Annotated in this window: 14 protein-coding genes; 8 read left to right on the forward strand and 6 right to left on the reverse strand. The window is 71.9% G+C overall.

Features of this window, described 5'->3' with window-relative positions:
• Positions 1 to 5: 5 nt before the first annotated feature.
• Complete coding sequence (locus KR546_RS00740; RefSeq protein ID WP_238442781.1) at positions 6 to 1,175, forward strand: NAD(P)/FAD-dependent oxidoreductase; 1,170 nt, start codon at positions 6 to 8, stop codon at positions 1,173 to 1,175.
• 15 nt (positions 1,176 to 1,190) lie between these two features.
• Here KR546_RS00740 and KR546_RS00745 read toward each other — a convergent pair whose 3' ends face one another.
• Entirely contained in the window at positions 1,191 to 2,423 is a 1,233-nt protein-coding gene (locus KR546_RS00745; protein ID WP_238442782.1) for a flavin-containing monooxygenase, read from the reverse strand.
• Between the two features lie 187 nt (positions 2,424 to 2,610).
• On the opposite strand from KR546_RS00745, the gene KR546_RS00750 reads away from it, so the two are divergent.
• The 4 genes from KR546_RS00750 (at position 2,611) to KR546_RS00765 (ending at position 5,975) form a co-directional block, all read left to right on the forward strand.
• A complete protein-coding gene (locus KR546_RS00750; protein WP_238442783.1) occupies positions 2,611 to 3,327 on the forward strand; it encodes an AzlC family ABC transporter permease in 717 nt (238 codons plus the stop codon).
• Entirely contained in the window at positions 3,327 to 3,632 is a 306-nt protein-coding gene (locus tag KR546_RS00755) for an AzlD domain-containing protein (protein WP_238442983.1), read from the forward strand. The genes KR546_RS00750 and KR546_RS00755 overlap by 1 nt, the downstream gene beginning before the upstream one ends.
• 404 nt (positions 3,633 to 4,036) lie before the next feature.
• Positions 4,037 to 5,152 (forward strand): tryptophan 2,3-dioxygenase family protein, encoded by a 1,116-nt coding sequence (locus KR546_RS00760; protein ID WP_238442784.1) that lies wholly within the window; start codon positions 4,037 to 4,039, stop codon positions 5,150 to 5,152.
• An 88-nt stretch (positions 5,153 to 5,240) separates the two neighbouring features.
• Positions 5,241 to 5,975 (forward strand): DedA family protein, encoded by a 735-nt coding sequence (locus tag KR546_RS00765; protein ID WP_238442785.1) that lies wholly within the window; start codon positions 5,241 to 5,243, stop codon positions 5,973 to 5,975.
• A gap of 11 nt (positions 5,976 to 5,986) precedes the next feature.
• Here KR546_RS00765 and KR546_RS00770 read toward each other — a convergent pair whose 3' ends face one another.
• The gene (locus tag KR546_RS00770) at positions 5,987 to 6,904 is read right to left on the reverse strand and encodes a zinc metalloprotease HtpX (protein WP_238442786.1); all 918 of its coding nucleotides are present in this window, start codon (positions 6,902 to 6,904) and stop codon (positions 5,987 to 5,989) included.
• 175 nt (positions 6,905 to 7,079) lie between these two features.
• On the opposite strand from KR546_RS00770, the gene KR546_RS00775 reads away from it, so the two are divergent.
• From KR546_RS00775 to KR546_RS00785, 3 genes are read left to right on the forward strand one after another with little or no spacing between them, the layout of a single operon-like run.
• On the forward strand, positions 7,080 to 8,006 hold the full coding sequence (locus KR546_RS00775; protein WP_238442787.1) for an ROK family protein: 927 nt from the start codon (positions 7,080 to 7,082) through the stop codon (positions 8,004 to 8,006).
• On the forward strand, positions 8,003 to 8,995 hold the full coding sequence (locus KR546_RS00780; RefSeq protein WP_238442788.1) for a type I phosphomannose isomerase catalytic subunit: 993 nt from the start codon (positions 8,003 to 8,005) through the stop codon (positions 8,993 to 8,995). Before KR546_RS00775 ends, KR546_RS00780 begins: the two co-directional genes overlap by 4 nt.
• A gap of 20 nt (positions 8,996 to 9,015) precedes the next feature.
• The gene (locus KR546_RS00785; protein WP_238442789.1) at positions 9,016 to 11,172 is read left to right on the forward strand and encodes a hypothetical protein; all 2,157 of its coding nucleotides are present in this window, start codon (positions 9,016 to 9,018) and stop codon (positions 11,170 to 11,172) included.
• On the opposite strand, the gene KR546_RS00790 is transcribed toward KR546_RS00785, so the two are convergent.
• The 4 genes from KR546_RS00790 to nuoL all read right to left on the reverse strand — a co-directional run bounded on the left by KR546_RS00790 (position 11,118) and on the right by nuoL (position 17,136).
• A complete protein-coding gene (locus KR546_RS00790) occupies positions 11,118 to 11,618 on the reverse strand; it encodes a hypothetical protein (protein WP_238442790.1) in 501 nt (166 codons plus the stop codon). The genes KR546_RS00785 and KR546_RS00790 overlap by 55 nt on opposite strands.
• Positions 11,619 to 11,659: 41 nt before the next feature.
• Positions 11,660 to 13,129, reverse strand: a complete 1,470-nt coding sequence (locus tag KR546_RS00795; protein WP_238442791.1) for an NADH-quinone oxidoreductase subunit N — start codon at positions 13,127 to 13,129, stop codon at positions 11,660 to 11,662.
• Between the two features lie 61 nt (positions 13,130 to 13,190).
• Positions 13,191 to 14,735: a complex I subunit 4 family protein gene (locus KR546_RS00800; protein WP_238442792.1), complete on the reverse strand. Its 1,545-nt coding sequence runs from the start codon at positions 14,733 to 14,735 to the stop codon at positions 13,191 to 13,193.
• Positions 14,736 to 14,778: 43 nt separating this feature from the next.
• The gene (gene nuoL / locus KR546_RS00805) at positions 14,779 to 17,136 is read right to left on the reverse strand and encodes an NADH-quinone oxidoreductase subunit L (protein ID WP_238442793.1); all 2,358 of its coding nucleotides are present in this window, start codon (positions 17,134 to 17,136) and stop codon (positions 14,779 to 14,781) included.
• Positions 17,137 to 17,138 lie beyond the last annotated feature (2 nt).

The raw sequence follows: 17,138 nt of genomic DNA on the forward strand, positions 1-17,138 counted from the left end.
ACGTCATGCATCCCGACCCGCCCACCCCACAGGCTGACGTCGTGGTCGTCGGCGCCCGGCCGGCCGGCGCGGCCACCGCTCGGGCCCTGGCCCGTCGCGGCCACCGCGTCGTCGTGCTCGACCGGTCACGTCGTGGCAGCGACACGCTCTCCACGCATGCGCTGATGCGACCGGCAGTCATGCTGCTCGAACGATGGGGGCTGGTCGACGCCCTCGTCGAACGGGGCACCCCGGCCATCGAGCGGGTGACGTTCCGCTACGGGTCGTCGAACCCCGTGGTGGTCTCCCTCGACAGCCCGCTGTACGCGCCGCGGCGGACCGTGCTCGACCCCGTGGTGTCGGACGCCGCGGTCGCTGCCGGCGCCGAGGTCCACCACGGGGTGCGGGTCGACGGCCTGCTCCGCGACGAACGTGGCCGCGTCGCCGGCGTGGCCTGGCACGGCCGCGACGGCAGCTCCGGGACCGTCCGTGCCCCCTGGGTGGTCGGCGCCGACGGCCGCACCTCGCTGGTCGTGCGCGCCGTCCGACCGCCGGTCACCCGGCACGGCCGCCATGCCAGCGCGACCGTCTACACCCACGTCACGGGGCTGGCGACCGACGGCCTGGAGTGGTGGTACGGGGCCGGCGGCGTGTCCGCCGGGGTCGTCCCCACCAACGACGGCCAGGCCTGCGTCTTCGTGATGGGTCCGGCCGCACGGTTCGCCCGCGACCGCGGTCCCGGGCTCGATCGCTGGTTCACCCGCCTGCTGTCCGAGGTGGGTCCCGAGCTGGCGGTCCGGGTCGCCGATGCCGGCAGCGGTGCACCGTTGCGTGGCTTCCCCGGCACGCCCGGCTGGCTCCGGCGCCCGCACGGTCGGGGCTGGGCCCTGGTCGGCGACGCCGGGGCCTTCCGGGATCCTGCCACCGCCCACGGACTCACCGATGCCCTGCGGGACGCGCGTCTGCTGGGCATGGCGCTGGACGGCGCCCTGCGGGAACCCGCGACGGCGAGGACGGCCCTGGCCGCCTACGAGCACCAGCGCGACCACCTCGCCGGCCCGGTGTTCGCCGTCACCGACGCGATCGCCTCCTCCACGTGGGACCTGGACGAGGTCGCCGTGCTGCACCGCGAGCTGAGCGTGGCGATGCAGGCCGAGGCGGCAGCGCTCGCCACCCCGGCGTTGCAGGGCGCGTGAGGTCGGGAGCGCCAGTCATCCCGGCACTGGCACCCGGTCGGCCAGGAGGCGCTCGGCGAGGTGGGCGGCGTCCCGGCCGACCCCGCCGATGAAGCCGGAGTCGCGTCGGTACAGCCAGCGCAGGCCCAGGAACGCCAGCCCCGGCTCCGCGGTGATGCCGCGCCAGTGGATGGGCTCACCGGACCGGCCGAACACGTCGGCCTGGACCCACGACCAGTCCCGGTGGTAGCCGGTCGCCCAGACCACGCTCGTGACCTGCCGGTCCCGGAGGTCCAGCGACCGGACGGTCGACTGCGCCCAGCGGGGGACCCTGGGGGGCGGGACGTCCTCGTCGGGCGCGGTCGTCCCGGTCCGGTCCACGTGCTCGTCGACCAGGCGACGCAACCGCACGGCGTTGGCATCTGCTGCCGCCAGGTCACGCGCGAGGTCCCCGCCGAAGTGCAGGACCCCGCCGTCCACGCCGGACAGCCGGCCGACGACGGTCACCCCGTGCCGGTGGAGACGGCGCAGGTCCAGGTCCTCGTGGCCGGCCTCCAGCACCGAACTGCGCGAGCGGGCCGCGGCCGCGCCGGGGTCGGGGAGCGTGTCCACGGTGCGGTCCAGCAGTCCGAGCACCTGCATCCAGTGGTAGACGTCACTTCCGCGGTAGCGCCGCCGCAGCGCATGGTGCGTGCCCGCGGCCAGCACGACCCGTCGGCCGGCGCGGGCCAGCTCGTCGGCGATCTGCTGGCCCGACGGGCCGGCGCCGACGACCAGCGTCGTGCCGGGCGGCAGCAGGGCCGGGTTGCGGTAGCGGCTGCTGTGGACCTGGAACACCTCGGGGGGCAGGGACGCGGCAAGGGCCGGAACCGTGGGGCGGTCCATGTGCCCGGTCGCCACGACGACCTGCTCGGCCTCGTACCTGCCGCGGTCGGTGAGCACCTCCCACCGGCGCCCGCGCCGACGCACGGTCCGGACCGTGGTGCCGGTGTGCACCGGGGCGCCGAACCCGGTGGCCCAGTCGGTGAAGCGATCGACGACGGTCGCCCGGTCGGCGAAGCCGTGCGGGTCGTCGGGCGGGCGGTCGCCCGGCAGGCGATTGATCCAGTTCGGCGTGAGCAGGCGGAAGGAGTCGGGGCGCTCCGAGCGCCACCGCTCGGCGATCCGGCCGCGGTCGAGCACGACGTGGTCGTGGTCGGCGACGACCAGGTGGTGGCTGAGGGCGAGGCCGGCCTGTCCGGCCCCGATGACGAGGGTGTGGGTGTGCATGGGTGGTCTCCGGTGGGAGCGAGTGGACCGCCATCGTCGGTCGGACGGGCTCGGGATCCATCGGAAGGCGATGCCCATGTGCCCCGGACGGTTGCCCATGCCCGGGGCCCGACATGGGCACCCGTCACCCATGCCCGCGACCCCGCCGTCGGGGACCGTGGTGGCAACGACTCCCAAGGAGACCTCCATGTCCTCGATCACCGCCTCCCGGGCGGATCCAACCCGCTCACCCGTCACCCGTGCCGTGCGCGACATCCTCCCACTGGCCGCCGCCACCGCGCCGTTCGGCGCGGTCGTGGGGGTGATGCTCGACCAGGCCGGCCTGGTGGGCGTGCCCGCGCTGGCGGGCACCGCCGTGCTGTACGCCGGGTCGGCCCAGCTCGCGACCCTGTCGACCATGACCGCCGGCGGCGGCGTGGTCGGCGCCGTGCTCGCCGGTGCGGTGGTCAACAGCCGGCTGCTGCTGTATTCGGCCAGCCACGGACCGCGGTTCCGTGACGGCCAGCCGTCCTGGTTCCGCTGGTTGGCGCCCCTGACCACCGTCGACCAGACGTTCGCCCTCGCCGCCGCGGCAGGCGACCTCCGCGGGGCAGGATTCCGCCGCTACTGGACCACGATGGGGCTGGTCCTGGGAGCGGCCTGGCTCGCCGCGGTCGCGGTCGGCATGCAGTTGGGCAGCGTCGTGCCGGCCCACGGCCCCTTGGACGTCGCCGCCCCCGCGACGCTGGTCGCACTGCTCGTGCCCCACCTGGGCGACCGTCGGACTCGGCGGGCCGCAGTGGCGGCCGGCCTGGCGGCGCTGGTGGCGGGGGCCCTGCCCGGTGGGCTCGGGATCGCGGTCGCCGTGGTGGCCGGACTCGTGGTCGCCGGCCCGGACCGCGACGACACCGGGGAGGTGGCGTGATGGACGTCCTGGTCGCACTGCTCGCCGTGGCCCTCGTCAGCTGGGTCTACCGCGTCGCGTTCACCGGCCTGCTCGGCGGCGACCGGCTCCCCGCGTCCGTCCGGGGCCGGCTCGACGTCGTCGGGCCGGCGGCCTTCGCGGCCCTGGTCGTGACCGACCTCGCCGGCCAGCCGGCGCCACTGCTGCTGCCCATGGGGGCCGCCGTGGTGGCAGCCGCGATCACGGCCCGGCTCACCGGCAGCCATGTCGCCGCCGTGGTCGTTGCCGGCCTCGCCTGGTGGGCATGTTCGGCCCCCTGGGCCTGACATGGGCAGCATGACGCGAGACATGGGTGGTCATGACCGATGGCCCGTCGCCCACCCGGGGGCACAGTGGACCCAACGCAACCGACACGAGACAGGAAGCGCGATGCACGAGATGTATGCCCTGCTGATGCACCAACTCGACCAGGAGCGGCTCGCCCGCGAGCGGGCCCAACGACCGACCGCCCGCCCACCCAGGCGGCGCGATCGTCCGCGGCGTCGGCGCCGTCGCTGAGTGCGGCGCCCACGCTCCACGGAACACCTGACCACCGGCCCGGGACCTCCCCGGGCCGGTGGCATGTCCGCGCCTGCTCGCCGTCTCCATCGAGATCGACGCACGGCCGCGTGGCGACGACGGATGTGCCAGACTCGTCGTGCGATCGACCTCGACCGAACGGGCCCAGCCGATGACCGCCGACGAGCGGGTGTACTACGCCGACTACCTGCGCCTGGAGCAGTTGCTGACGGCCCAACAGCCGGTCGCCGGCGAGGCCGGCCGAGACGCCCACGACGAGCTGCTGTTCATCATCGTCCACCAGGCCTACGAACTGTGGTTCAAGCAGGTGCTGTGGGAGTTGGACGGGGTGCTGGAGCGATTCGCGCCCGACCACGTCGACGACCGGGACCTGTCGCGCTGCGTCGACTGGCTCGAGCGGATCGTGGCCATCCAGAAGGTGCTGGTCCAGCAGCTCGACGTGCTCGAGACGATGACACCGCTGGACTTCATGGACTTCCGAGACCTGCTCACGCCGTCGTCGGGCTTCCAGTCGGTGCAGTTCCGGCTGATCGAGAACCGCCTCGGACTGGCCACCGACACCCGGCTGTCGATCAACGACCGCGCCTACACGACCGTGCTGTCCGACGAGCACGCCCGGACGGTCCGTGCCGCCGAGCAGGCACCGACCCTGCTCGAGCGGGTCGACGCGTGGCTCGCCCGCACGCCGTTCACGGCCGTGGACGAGTTCGACTTCTGGCGTGAGTACCGCGACACCGTCGTCGAGCAACTCGACCGCGACCGGGCCGCGATCCGGACCGACGACCGGCTCTCGGAGGCCGACCGACAGCGCCAGCTCGCCACCCAGGACGCCACCCGGGCGACGTTCGAGAGCCTGTTCGACCGTGACGCCTACGAGGAGTTGCGCGAGCGGGGCGAACGACGCCTGTCCCACGAGGCGTTCGTCGCCGCGCTGATGATCACCCTGTACGGCCACGAGCCGGCGATGCAGGTCCCGCGACGACTGCTGACCGCGCTGACCGACATCGACGAGGGCTTCGCCCTCTGGCGCCACCGGCATGCGCTGATGGTCCACCGGATGATCGGCGGTCGGGTCGGGACCGGGGGCACCTCCGGGCACGACTACCTCCGCGACGCCGCCGTCACCCATCGGGTGTTCACCGACCTGTTCAACCTGTCGACGTTCGCCCTGCCCCGCCACCGCCTGCCCGACCTGCCCGACGACGTGCGGCGCCGGATGGGCTTCGTGCACTCGGGCGGCTCGGGTCGGTCCACGGACGACGGGTGACCCGCCGGGCGCACGCCCGGGGCGGAGCGCCGGCCGGCCATGGCGTACCGTCCCGGTCCGAGCCCGATCCCCGCCCCCAGGCCTGCCGATGACCACCACGCCCGACCCGGACGGCACGCCCGTCGACCCGGGCCCGACGCCCGCCGCCGCGTCACACGACGAGTTGATCGACGAGTCCCTGGCCCGGCGATGGAAGCGACCGCTGCTGTGGCTGGCCGTGGCGCGCTACCTCGTCCCGATCATGGCGATCCCGTTCGCGCCCGCGCTCATCCCGGACCAGATGGTGTTGCTGACCCTGGTCCGCCCCGGCAAGGAGATCCTGCTGGCCGCCGGCGGGATCTACCGGACCAACGGCAACGGGGAGCCCGACCTGCTGCTGCTGTTCCTGGCGTTCCTGCCCCTGATGGTCGGGGGCGTGTGGGTGTTCTTCGCCCTGGGCCGGGCCTGGCAGCGGGAGCTCGCCGCGGACGAGGGGCCCCAGTGGCTCGAGCGACTCGTGCCCAACGACGTCCTGCACCAGCTGCAGCGCCTGCTCGAGGCACGGGGGCCGATGCTGGCCTTCCTCGGACGCATCGCGGCCCTGCCACCGACGATCATGGCGGCCGCCGCCGGCACCTCCAACGTCGACAGCCGCTGGTACCTGGTCGCGGACTTCGTCGGGGCGATCGCCTCGTTCGCGATCACGGTCGGGGCGGGCTATGCGCTGGGCGAGGCCTACGACCGCGGCGGGATCTGGTTCACCGTCATCGGGGTCGTGCTGCTCGTGGTGATCATCGGCTGGGCCACCACCTGGCTGCGTCGCGAACCCGAACCCGACGCCTGACCGCCGACTCCCTAGCCCGCGAGGTGGTCGAAGATCGACTCGTCAGGGCCGACCTGGCCGAGCTCGCGGGCGACCGGTTCGAGTGCCTTGATGCGGTCGGGGATCGGCGGGTGCGAGCTGAACAGCTTCATCGGCAGCAGCCGGCCGCCGAACGGGGCGGTGATGAACAGGTGGTTGAAGTTCGGGTTGGTCTCGATCGGCGTCCCACCGGCACGCAGCCGGTTGGCGTCGTTGCTGCCCCGCTCGAGCTTGTTGAGCGCCCGCGCCAGCCCCACCGGGTCCTGGGTGAGCTCGGCACCCGTGTGGTCGGCCCGGGACTCGCGCGACCGGGTCACGGCCGCCTGGATCAGCATCGCGGCGATGGGCGCGAGGATGATCATCGCGAGCTGCCCCAGGACGTTGCCCCCGTCGCGGTCTCGGCCACCGCCGCCGAAGATCATCCCCCACCGGGCCACGGTGGCCAGGTAGGTGATGGCGGTGCCGATCATGGCCGCGACGGAACCGATCAGGATGTCGCGGTTGTAGACGTGCTGGAGCTCGTGGCCGATCACGCCCCGCACCTCGCGCTCGGTCAACGTGTCGAGCAGTCCCTTGTTGACACACACGACGGCGTGTTTGGGGTTGCGACCCGACGCGAAGGCGTTGAGCTGGGGCGACGGCGACACGAACAGCCGTGGCATGGGTTCGCCGGCCGCTGCGGCCAGCTCCTCCACCATGGCGTGCAGGCGTGGCGCCGACGACGCGTCGACCTGCTGGGCCCGCGCCATCTTGATCGCCAGCTTGTCCGAGTAGAACCAGCTGAACCCGTTCATCCCGATCGCCAGCACCAACGCGATCCACAGGCCGGTGCCGCCCCAGTAGCTCCCGATCCACAGCAGCAGGCCGGACAGGAGCCCGAGCAGGCCGGCGGTCTTCAACGAGTTGAGCATGGGTGGTGGCCTCGTGGGGACGACGGGACACGACACCCGCAGGATACGTCCGCCCACACGACCGCGACCGCTGGACTGGCGGACCCTGACACCCGGCGACGCAGCGCTCCTGCGCGCGGGGACCGCCGTCGGTTCGTAGGCTGCGACCGGGTGGACGGACACGGAGCGCGACACGATGCTGCTGGGGATCGAGGCCGGGGGGACCACGTTCGTGTGCGGCCGTGGGACCGGCCCGGACGACCTCGGTGGCATGGCCACGATCCCCACCACGACCCCGCACGACACCCTCGCGGCGGTCGACGACTGGATCGCGGGCTGCATCGACGACGGCGTGGAGTTCGCGGGCATCGGCCTGGCCTCGTTCGGACCACTGGACCTCGACGTCGACTCGCCCTCCCATGGGCGACTGACCACCACGCCGAAGCCGGGCTGGCAGGGGGTCGACATGCCGGCCCACCTCCGAGACCGCTGGGGTGTCCCGGTCGCGATCGACACCGACGTCAACGGCGCGGGAGTGGCCGAGGCGCGCTGGGGGGCGCTGCGTGACTGTGACTCGGCCGTCTACCTGACGGTCGGCACGGGCATCGGCGGTGGCGCCCTGCTGGACGGCTCCCCGATCCGTGGCCTGGTCCACACCGAGATGGGTCACCTGCTCGTGCGGCGCCACTCCCACGACCACTTCCGCGGCTCGTGCCCGTTCCACGCCGACTGCGTCGAGGGCCTCGCCTCGGGAACGGCGCTGCGGGGCAGGTTCGGCCTTCCCGGCCACGAGCTGGTCGGTCGCGACCTGGTGCTGGCCCGGACCATGACGGCCCACTACCTGGCCCAGTTGGTCGTCGCCTGCACGTTGCTGCTGACGCCACGACGAGTGGTGCTGGGTGGCGGCGTGCCGGCGATGGACGGACTCCTCGACGCGGTCCGGGCCGCCACGGTCGACCTGCTGGCGGGCGCGATCCCCCACCCGGCCATCACCGACGGGGCGACCGACTACGTGGTCCGGCCGGGACTGGGTGGACGCGCCGGCGTCCTGGGCGCGATCGCCCTGGCGCACGACGCGGCGACGGGCGACGGGGACTCCTCCACGACCCCGGAGCGCTCGTGACCCCGCTGCTGCTGGATCCCGTGCTGGTCGCCAAGCCGTGGGGCGGCCGACGGCTCGCCGGGCTCGGCGTGGACCTGCCTGCCGACGGCCGCACCTACGGCGAGGCCTGGGTCGTCGCCGACCTCGACCCGGCCGACACCGTCCAGCCGGACCCGGCCAGCCGAGTCCGGTCCGGCCCCTGGGCCAGCCGTCGGCTCTCCGACCTGGTCGCCGAGGACCGCGAGTCGCTGCTGGGCGACGTGCCGGACCACGATGGGCGCTTCCCCCTGCTGGTCAAGCTGCTCGACGCACGCGAGCACCTGTCGGTCCAGGTGCACCCGCCGGCCGCGGTCCTCGACGACCACCCGTCGGCCCGGCTCAAGACCGAGTCGTGGGTCGTGCTGGAGGCGGATCCGGGCGCCGAGCTGTTCCTGGGCCTGGCCGACGACGTCACCCACGACCAGGTCCGCGACGCCCTCGGGACCCCGGCGCTGGTCGACCTGCTGCGGCGGGTGCCGGCCCACGCCGGCGAGGTGTTCCACGTGCCCGCCGGGCTGGTCCACGCCCTGGGCGCGGGCGTGGTCGTCGCCGAGGTCCAGACCCCCTCCGACACCACGTGGCGGCTCTACGACTGGGTCGCCGAGCTGGACCGCCCCGAGCGCGAGCTGCACCTCGACGCCGGCTGGGACGCGATCGCCGCGGCCTGGGAGGTCAACACCACCCCCGTGGTCCCCGAGACCGGACGGCCCCGCCTGCTCGACACCGCCCACTACGTCGTGGACCGGCTCGACCTGGCCACCGACCAGCCACTGCCGGAACCCGACGACGACCGCCGGCCCCGCGTCGTGATGGTCCTGGAGGGCGGCCTCGGGTGGGGCCGGGAACGCCTCGGACCCGGCGGGGTGGTGCTGGTGCCACCCGGGCCGACCGGTCCGCACGACTCCCGCCCCCGGGCGACGACGGACACGACCGTGCTGGTGGTGGTGCCCGGGCCCGGCCACCGGGCGTGACGCGCCCCCGGGACCGGACGATGCCTCGGTCGGCCCGCAACGACGTCCGTCGGACGGCCTGCATCCTCGCCACCGTCGGCGCAGCCCTGGTGGTCGCCGTCCTGGCCGCGTCACCCGCCGGTGCCCAGGACGCGGGCATCGTCGAGGAGGGCGTCACGACGTGGGTCGTCCGGCCGGACGACCGTGCCGTCGAGGTGACGGTCGAGCTGACCCTGGCCAATGCCACGCCCGACACCGAGACCACCCGGACCTACTGGTCGTCGTGGGGCCTGGCCCTGCCGGCCGTCCCCGGCGAGATCACGGTGCGCAGTGGCGACACGGTCGTGGACGCCGACGTCGCACGGCTGGACGACGGGACGCCGACGGTCTCGTGGGACTTCCCGGACCGGCTCGACCACGGTGAGCGCCAGGCCTGGGTCGTGGAGGCGCGGTTCGACTCGGCGCCACCCCGCAGCGCCGCCGGCGACGGCCCACGCGTCGACCCGGCCTTCGTCGCCGTGCCGATCTGGGCATGGGGCCGCGACCATGCCGCGCTGGCCGTCCGGGTGCCCGAGGTCATGGAGGCGACCCTGGGCGGTGAGCCACCCACGTCGACCGACGGGGACGGCGACGTGTGGCAGGCCGACGTCGACGCCACCACCTTCAGCGCCGTGCTGCTGGGCTCGTCGGACACCGCCGCCCACGACGAGCAGGTGGTCACGGTCGCGGACACGACCGTCACGGTCCAGTCGTGGCCGACCGACCCCGAGTGGGGCGAGCAGGTCGCCGCGTTCGCCGGCCGTGCCCTGCCGGCGCTGGCCGACTGGACCGGCACGTCGTGGGACGAACAGGACCTGACCATCCGCGAGACCGCCACCCCGTTCGTCGAGGGATGGGGTGGCGCCAACGACGCCAGCACGAACACGATCAGCGTCGGCGAGCACTACGACCACGCCGTGTGGACCCACGAGCTGGCCCACAACTGGTTCGGCCCCGACGAGTTCGCGGACACCTGGCTGGCCGAGGGCCTCAGCGACCTGGCGACCGTCGCGCTCGCCGACGAGCTCGGCATCGACGACCCGCCGACGCCCGATCCGCCCGAGCAGGTCCTGTCGACCTGGGACGCGGTGGTCATCGAGGCCCAGCGCACCCGGCTGGCCGACCCGTCAGCGTGGCAGGCCACGGTCGGCGACCTCTACGACGGTGCCCACCACGTCGTGGCGACCGTCGCCGACGAGGTGGGCCCGGACGCGTTCCGCGAGATCGTCCGGATGACCCTGTCGGAGGAGTCGAGCTGGTCGGGTCCCGGCGAGGTCGAGGTGCCGGAAGCGGCCGACTGGCGCGAGTTCCTCACCCTGGCCGAGCGGGTCGGCGGCTCCACGACGGCAGGGCCACTCCTGGTCGAGCACGTCGTGCCGGAAGCCGGTCCGCTGCTGGCCCGCCGTGACGAGGTGCTGGCGGCCTACGCCCCGCTGGAGGACGGGCCGTGGGCGCCTCCGCTGCAGGTCCGTCGTGCGCTGCAGGCGTGGTCGTTCGACCGCGCCGAGGCCGACATCGCCCGTGCCGTGCGGCTGCGCGACGACCTCGCGACGACGACGACCCGCGCGGCCGAGCTGGGCGTCGGCGTGCCGGACCTGCGCGAGACCTGGGAGGTCGGGACGCTCGCCCGGACGGCGGACCGGCTCGAGGAGGTCGACGCCGTGCTCGACGACCTCGAGCGGCTGGCGTCCGATGCCGAGGCCGCCGAACTGCCCGTGCCCGAGCTGGCCGTCGACCCGGCCGAGGACGACCTCGTCACGGTCGCGGAGCGCCTCACGGGACTGGACGCGGCCCTGCGCGACGTGGTCCGCGCGCGATCGGACCTCGAGGCGGCTCGCACCGACCGGCTGGTCCGGGTCGGCCTGGTCGGGTCGGTCCCGGACCGCCTGCTGGAGGACGCCGTCGCGGCGTTCGCCGCCGGGGACCTGCGCCAGGTCGCCGCAGCCACCGGACAGCTCGACACGCTCCTGCAGGCGGCAGACGACCGGGGACGGCAGCGACTGGGCGGGCTGGTGGCCGTCGTCGTGCTGGTCGCGGTCGGGCTGGTCCTGGTCGTGCGAAGACGTCGCCGGCGTCGCCACACCGTCCCCACACCACCCGGCGGTCAGTCCCCCGCGCAGTCCTCGGACAGTGCGAGGGTGAACGCCGGCGGTCGGTAGCCGGCCGCCGCACGCATCGTCATCGAGCCCAGCAGGGTCAGCTCGCCGACCTCCCGGGGGCGGTAGGCCACCACGATCGGCCAGCGGCCCGGACCGGTCACCACGGTCTCGCCGAGCTGCAGGGACATCGTCCGGGGGTCGAACGGCACGCCGACCGACCCGGAGTCCACCCCGGCCGTGGCGATCCCGACACCGACCAGGACGCCGTCCGGGAGATCGTTGGCCAGCACGGGCAGGTCCACCGTCACCTCACGGGCCTCATCGACGACGACTGCCCCCGGCGAGACCAGCAGCGTCTGTCCGCCACGTCCCACCGGGGTGCACGCCCTGCCAAGCTCCAGCCGGACGTCGGCCTCGAGCACCTCGGCCTCGGCCCGGTTGGGCGGCTGGCGGGCGTCGACGACGAACAGCAGGCCGACCAGGACGACCACCGATGCCGGCAGCAACGTCCGCCACCTGCGGCCCGACTCCTGCACGGCGGCCCTCTCTACAACCCGGCGACCAGGTCCGTCGAGACGGTCGTGTCGGCGATCAGGCCCGGGAGCACGAACAGCAGCACGGTGCCGAACACCAGGGCCGCGGTGACCAGGCTGAGGTTGACGCCCGGCGTGACCGGCGCCATGCCCTCCCGCCCCTCGCGCATCCACATGACCCACACGACCTTCAGGTAGTAGTAGAACGCGATGACCGAGTTGACGATCAGGAAGAACAGCAGGACGTAGGCCAGCACGGTCCCGGACTCGGCCCCGGCCTGGACGATCGCGAACTTCGCCCACAGGCCGACGGTCGGTGGCGCACCGCCCAGCGACAGCAGGAAGGTCGTCATCGCCACCGCCATGAAGGGGTGGCGACCGCCCAGCCCGGCGAAGTCCTCGATCGAGCGGTAGCCGGTCCTGCGGTTGATCGCGACGACCACGCCGAAGGCCCCGATGTTGGGGATGGCGTAGGCCGCGATGTAGAAGATCGTCGCCTGGACGGCCGCCTCGTTGACCTCGGCGTTGCCCGTGACGGCCAGGCCGAACGGGATCAGCATGTAGCCCGCCTGGGCGACCGACGACCAGGCCAGCAGTCGCACCATGTCGCGCTGCTGCATGGCGACGAGGTTGCCCAGGGTCATGGTGAGGATCGCCAACACACCCAGGGCCGGTGCCCACACCCCCGCGAACGGCTCGAAGGCGATGAAGGTCACGGCGATCAGGCCGGCGAACCCGGCCGTCTTGGAGGCCACGGCGAGCATGGCGGCCACCGGGATCGGCGAGCCCGCATACGTGTCGGGTGCCCAGAAGTGGAACGGCACCGCGGAGATCTTGAACCCGAACCCCACGATGATCAGCAACAGGCTGGCCAGCAGCAGTGGCGGGGGCGACGCGCCCCACTGGCCCAGCGCCTGGGCGATCCCCGACAGCGAGGTCGTCCCGGTGAAGCCGTACATCATCGAGATGCCGAACAGCATCAGCGCGACCGACAGCACGCCGATCAGGAAGAACTTGATCGCGGCCTCGGAGGAGTACAGGTCGCGCTTGCGCAGACCGGCCATCACGAACCCGGGCAGCGAGACCGTCTCGAGCGCGATGAACAGCAGCAGCAGGTCACGCGCCGACGGCATGATCAGCATGCCCAGGAAGCTGACCAGCAGCAGGAAGTAGTACTCGCCCTGGAAGAAGCGGCTCTCCGCGAAGTAGCGCCACGAGATGCCCAGGATCGCCAGCAGGGACACCAGGAAGACGACCTTGAAGACCACGGCGTAGTCGTTGACCACGAACGAGCCCCCGAAGGTCGAGCGCTCGTCACCCCACAGGGGCAGGGTGAAGCCCAACGCGACGAGCGCGCCGATCGCCGACAGCGGGTTGGCCAGCTGCTTGGCCTGGTCGGTCAGGACGAGGTCAACCATCAGCACCAGGATCGCCGTGGCGGTCAGCACCAGTTCCGGTGCGATCGCGCCGAAGTCGATTGCCATTGCGCTCGGCCCTTCGTGTTCGTCGTGGTCATGGCGGGCGAGCTGGCTCGCCCGGGGCTGGTCAGCCGCCGAAGAAGGACACCAGGTTGGTGACGGCCGGGTCCTGGACGCCGAAGATGATCACCGGGAAGATCCCCATGATCAGGATCAGCGCCAGCAGCGGCAGCCACGACACCCATTCGACGGTCATGACGTCGGACAACGGCTCGTCGGCCCAGCGTTCGGACGGCGTGCCGAGCCCGACCCGCTGGATCAGCCACAGGAAGTACCCGGCGGTCAGCACCGTGCCGATCGCACCGAAGATCACCAGGCCCAGGTACAGCCCGGAGTAGTTGGCCGCCAGGGCGGGCGCCGGCGAGCGCGCGGCCCACAGGGCGGTGAACTCTCCCCAGAACCCGGCCAGGCCCGGCAGGCCGAGCGAGGCCATCGACACGAAGACCAGCAGAGCCCCGTACCGCGGCATCTTGACCAGCATCCCGCCACCGATCTCGCTGATCTCTCGGGTGTGGTAGCGCTCGTGCAGCGAGCCGGCGAGGAAGAACAGCATCCCGGTCACGACGGCGTGGGCGATGTTGCCGTACAGGGCAGCCTGGATCCCGGTGGTGTTCATCGCCGAGATGCCCAGCATCACGAAGCCCATGTGCCCGACCGACGAGAACGCGATCAGGCGCTTGACGTCGGTCTGGGCCAGGCAGGCCAGCGAGCCATAGATGATGCCGATCACCCCGAGCACGCCGATCAGCGGGGCGAAGCGCAGGGCGCCCTCGGGCAGGATCGGCAGGGCGATCCGGATGAACCCGTAGGTCCCCATCTTCAGCAGCACGCCGGCCAGCAGCACCGAGCCGACCGTGGGGGCCTCGGTGTGGGCGTCGGGCAGCCAGGTGTGGAACGGCCAGACCGGCACCTTGATGGCGAAGCCCAGGAAGATCCCGAGGAACGCCAGCGTCTGGAAGGTGTAGCTGCCGATCCCGGCGGCCTCGGACAGCTCGACGATGTCCCACGGGTTGGCGATGCCGGCGTCGGTGGCGACGAAGTAGATCGACAGGAACGCCACCAGCATGAACACCGAGCCGAACAGCGTGTAGAGGAAGAACTTCACGCTGGCGTACTCACGACGAGGACCACCCCACATCCCGATCATGAAGTACATCGGGACCAGCACGACCTCCCAGAAGACGAAGAACAGCACCAGGTCGAAGGCCAGGAACGTGCCCGCCATCCCCACCTGCAGCAGCATCATCAGGGCCAGGAAGGCCTTGGGCTTGCCCGGCTTGGGGATGATCTTGGTCGTGTAGATCGCGCACAGGAAGGTCAGCAGCGACGTCAGGGCGAACAACGGGAGCGAGATCCCGTCGATGCCGAGGTGGTAGCGCGCCCCGATGGCCTCGATCCACGTGACGGTCGTCTCGAACTGCAACTCCCCGGCGGCGGCGTAGTCGAACCCGACCATCACCGCGACGGTCAGCGCCAGCGTGATGCCGCTGAACAGCACCCCGGCACGCTTGATGGCCTGTTCGGCCCCCGACGGCATCGCGACGATGGCGGCCGCGCCGATCAGCGGGAAGAACAGCGCCAGGCTCAGCAGCCAGCCCTGGTCGTTCAACATTGCGTGCTCCTGTTGCCAAAGTCGGAAAGGTGCGCCAGGCCACTCATCGGGCTGCCGCGAAGACCACTACCAGGACGATCACGCCGGCCAGCATGGCACCGGCGTAGCGCTGCACGTCCCCGGACTGCAGGTGCTTGAGCTTGTTGGACCACCAGGCGGCCGAGAAGGCGGCGCCGTTGACCCCACCGTCGATGATCTTCTGGTCGACCGTGTGGTAGGTGACGTTGGCGAGGCGCTTCACGCCACCGCCGACGCCCTTGACGATCCCGTCGAGCACCACGTTGGACGACCACGACGTGGCCGGTGCGAGGTGGTCGCGGATCGGGACGACGACGCCGCGGTAGCCGATGTCGTCGAGGTAGTACTTGTTGACCAGCACGGTGGTGAGCCCACCCATGTGCAGCACGGGGTCACGCTCGCGGTGGCCGCGGCCATAGATCGCCCAGGCCCCGGCCACCGCCGCCAGGAAGGCGATCAGCGCCAGGACGAAGACGTCGAGGTGGAACTCCGGCGCACCGTGCAGGACGTGGTTGGAGATCTCGCCCTCGGCGGACTCCGCAGCCAGGACGGTCGTGGCCGGCCCCGCGGCCAGCGCGACGTCGTCGGGGCCACCCGGCAGGCCGGCGGCCTCGCCCTCGTCGGCACCCTCCTCCTCGGCGTGCTCACCCTCGCCGCCCTCCTCGGAGTGCTCGTCGGCACCCGGCAGGAACGGATAGGTCGCCTCCTCGATGGCGTGGGTGGCGGTCCATGTCTCGAAGTTGCGCTCGGTGGAGCCGCCGACCTCGTCCCAGAGGAACCCGCCGGCCAGGCCGACCGGGAAGCTCAGCACCGCCAGCACCACCAGTGCGGTGAGGATCTGCCAGCCGGACTCGTGCGGTGCGTGGTGGCCCCCCAGCCCGGTCGTGGGGCTGGTGTCGGGGTCGTGGGCGGCCTGGGCCAGGTCCTCGCCCTCGGCCTGGGGGTCCAGCACGCCGGACGCCTCCTCGGCCTCGATGTCGGCGACCGTGCGGGCGCTGGGGCGGGCGGGAACTCCTCTGTGCTCGCCGAAGAAGATCAGGAAGATCGAGCGTGCCATGTAGAAGGTCGTGACCAGCGCACCCGCCAGGCCCAGCCAGAACACCCAGGTGCCCATCGCCAGCCCGTTGTCGGCCCAGATCTGCGCCGACACCAGGATCTCGTCCTTGGAGAAGAACCCGGCCGTCAGCGGGAAGCCGGCCAGGGCCAGCGAGCCGATCAGGAACGTCACGAACGTCCACGGCATGTACCTGCGCATGCCACCCATGTCGCTCATGTTGTTGGAGTGGATGGCGTGGATCAGCGAGCCGGAGCCCAGGAACAGGAGGGCTTTGAAGAAGCCGTGCGTGAACAGGTGGAAGATCCCGGCGGTGTATCCCCCGACGCCCAGCGCAGCCATCATGTAGCCCAGCTGCGACACGGTCGAGTAGGCCAGCACCTTCTTGATGTCGTCCTGGACGATGGCGAGGAACCCGGCGAAGAACAGCGTGATGACGCCCACGATCGCGATGACGTTCATCACGACCAGTTCCTGGATGAACACCGGGTACAGCCGGGCCACGAAGAACACGCCGGCGGTGACCATCGTCGCGGCGTGGATCAGGGCCGACACCGGGGTCGGGCCGGCCATGGCGTCGGGCAGCCACACGTGCAGGGGCATCTGGCCGGACTTGCCGACCGCGCCCAGGAAGATGAACAGGCAGCCCATGATGACGGTCAGTGACGACAGCTCGCCCGCCATCGCCAGCTCGATCGTCTCGGAGATCGAGAACACGTTGTCGGTGTGGGCCGACACGCCCACCGACAGCACGATCACGCCGACGAGCAGGCCGATGTCGGCGAACTTGGTGACCAGGAAGGCCTTGTTGGCCGCGTCGACGTTGGACTTCTCGCGCCAGTAGTAGCCGATCAGCAGGTACGAGCAGACCCCGACCAGCTCCCAGCCGACGATCGCCTGCAGCGTGTTCGGGGCGATCACCAGGACCAGCATCGAGAAGGTGAACAACGACAGCATCGCGAAGAAGTAGGTGAACCGGTCCTCGCCATGCATGTACTCACGCGAGTACAGCTGCACCAGCAGCGACACCGTCGTGACCAGCACCAGCATCATCGCCGTCAGGCCGTCGACGTACTGGCCGAACTCGATCGTCAGGCCACCGACCGGGGCGGTCCAGAAGGTCTGCTCGAGTGCGTCGACCGGTCCGTTGGCGAAGGTCTGGAACCCGATCACGAGCGAGGTGACCCAGGCGATCGCCATCGCGGCGATGCCGACCTCGGAGCCCTTCAGCGGCATCAGGCGCCCGAAGGCGGCGATGACCACTGCCGCCACGAACGGCAACAGCACGACCAGCCAGGCGTAGTCGAGTGCTTGCAATCCGGCTTCCACGT

It is taken from the genome of Salsipaludibacter albus (assembly GCF_019798055.1).
GTDB lineage: Bacteria > Actinomycetota > Nitriliruptoria > Nitriliruptorales > Nitriliruptoraceae > Salsipaludibacter > Salsipaludibacter albus.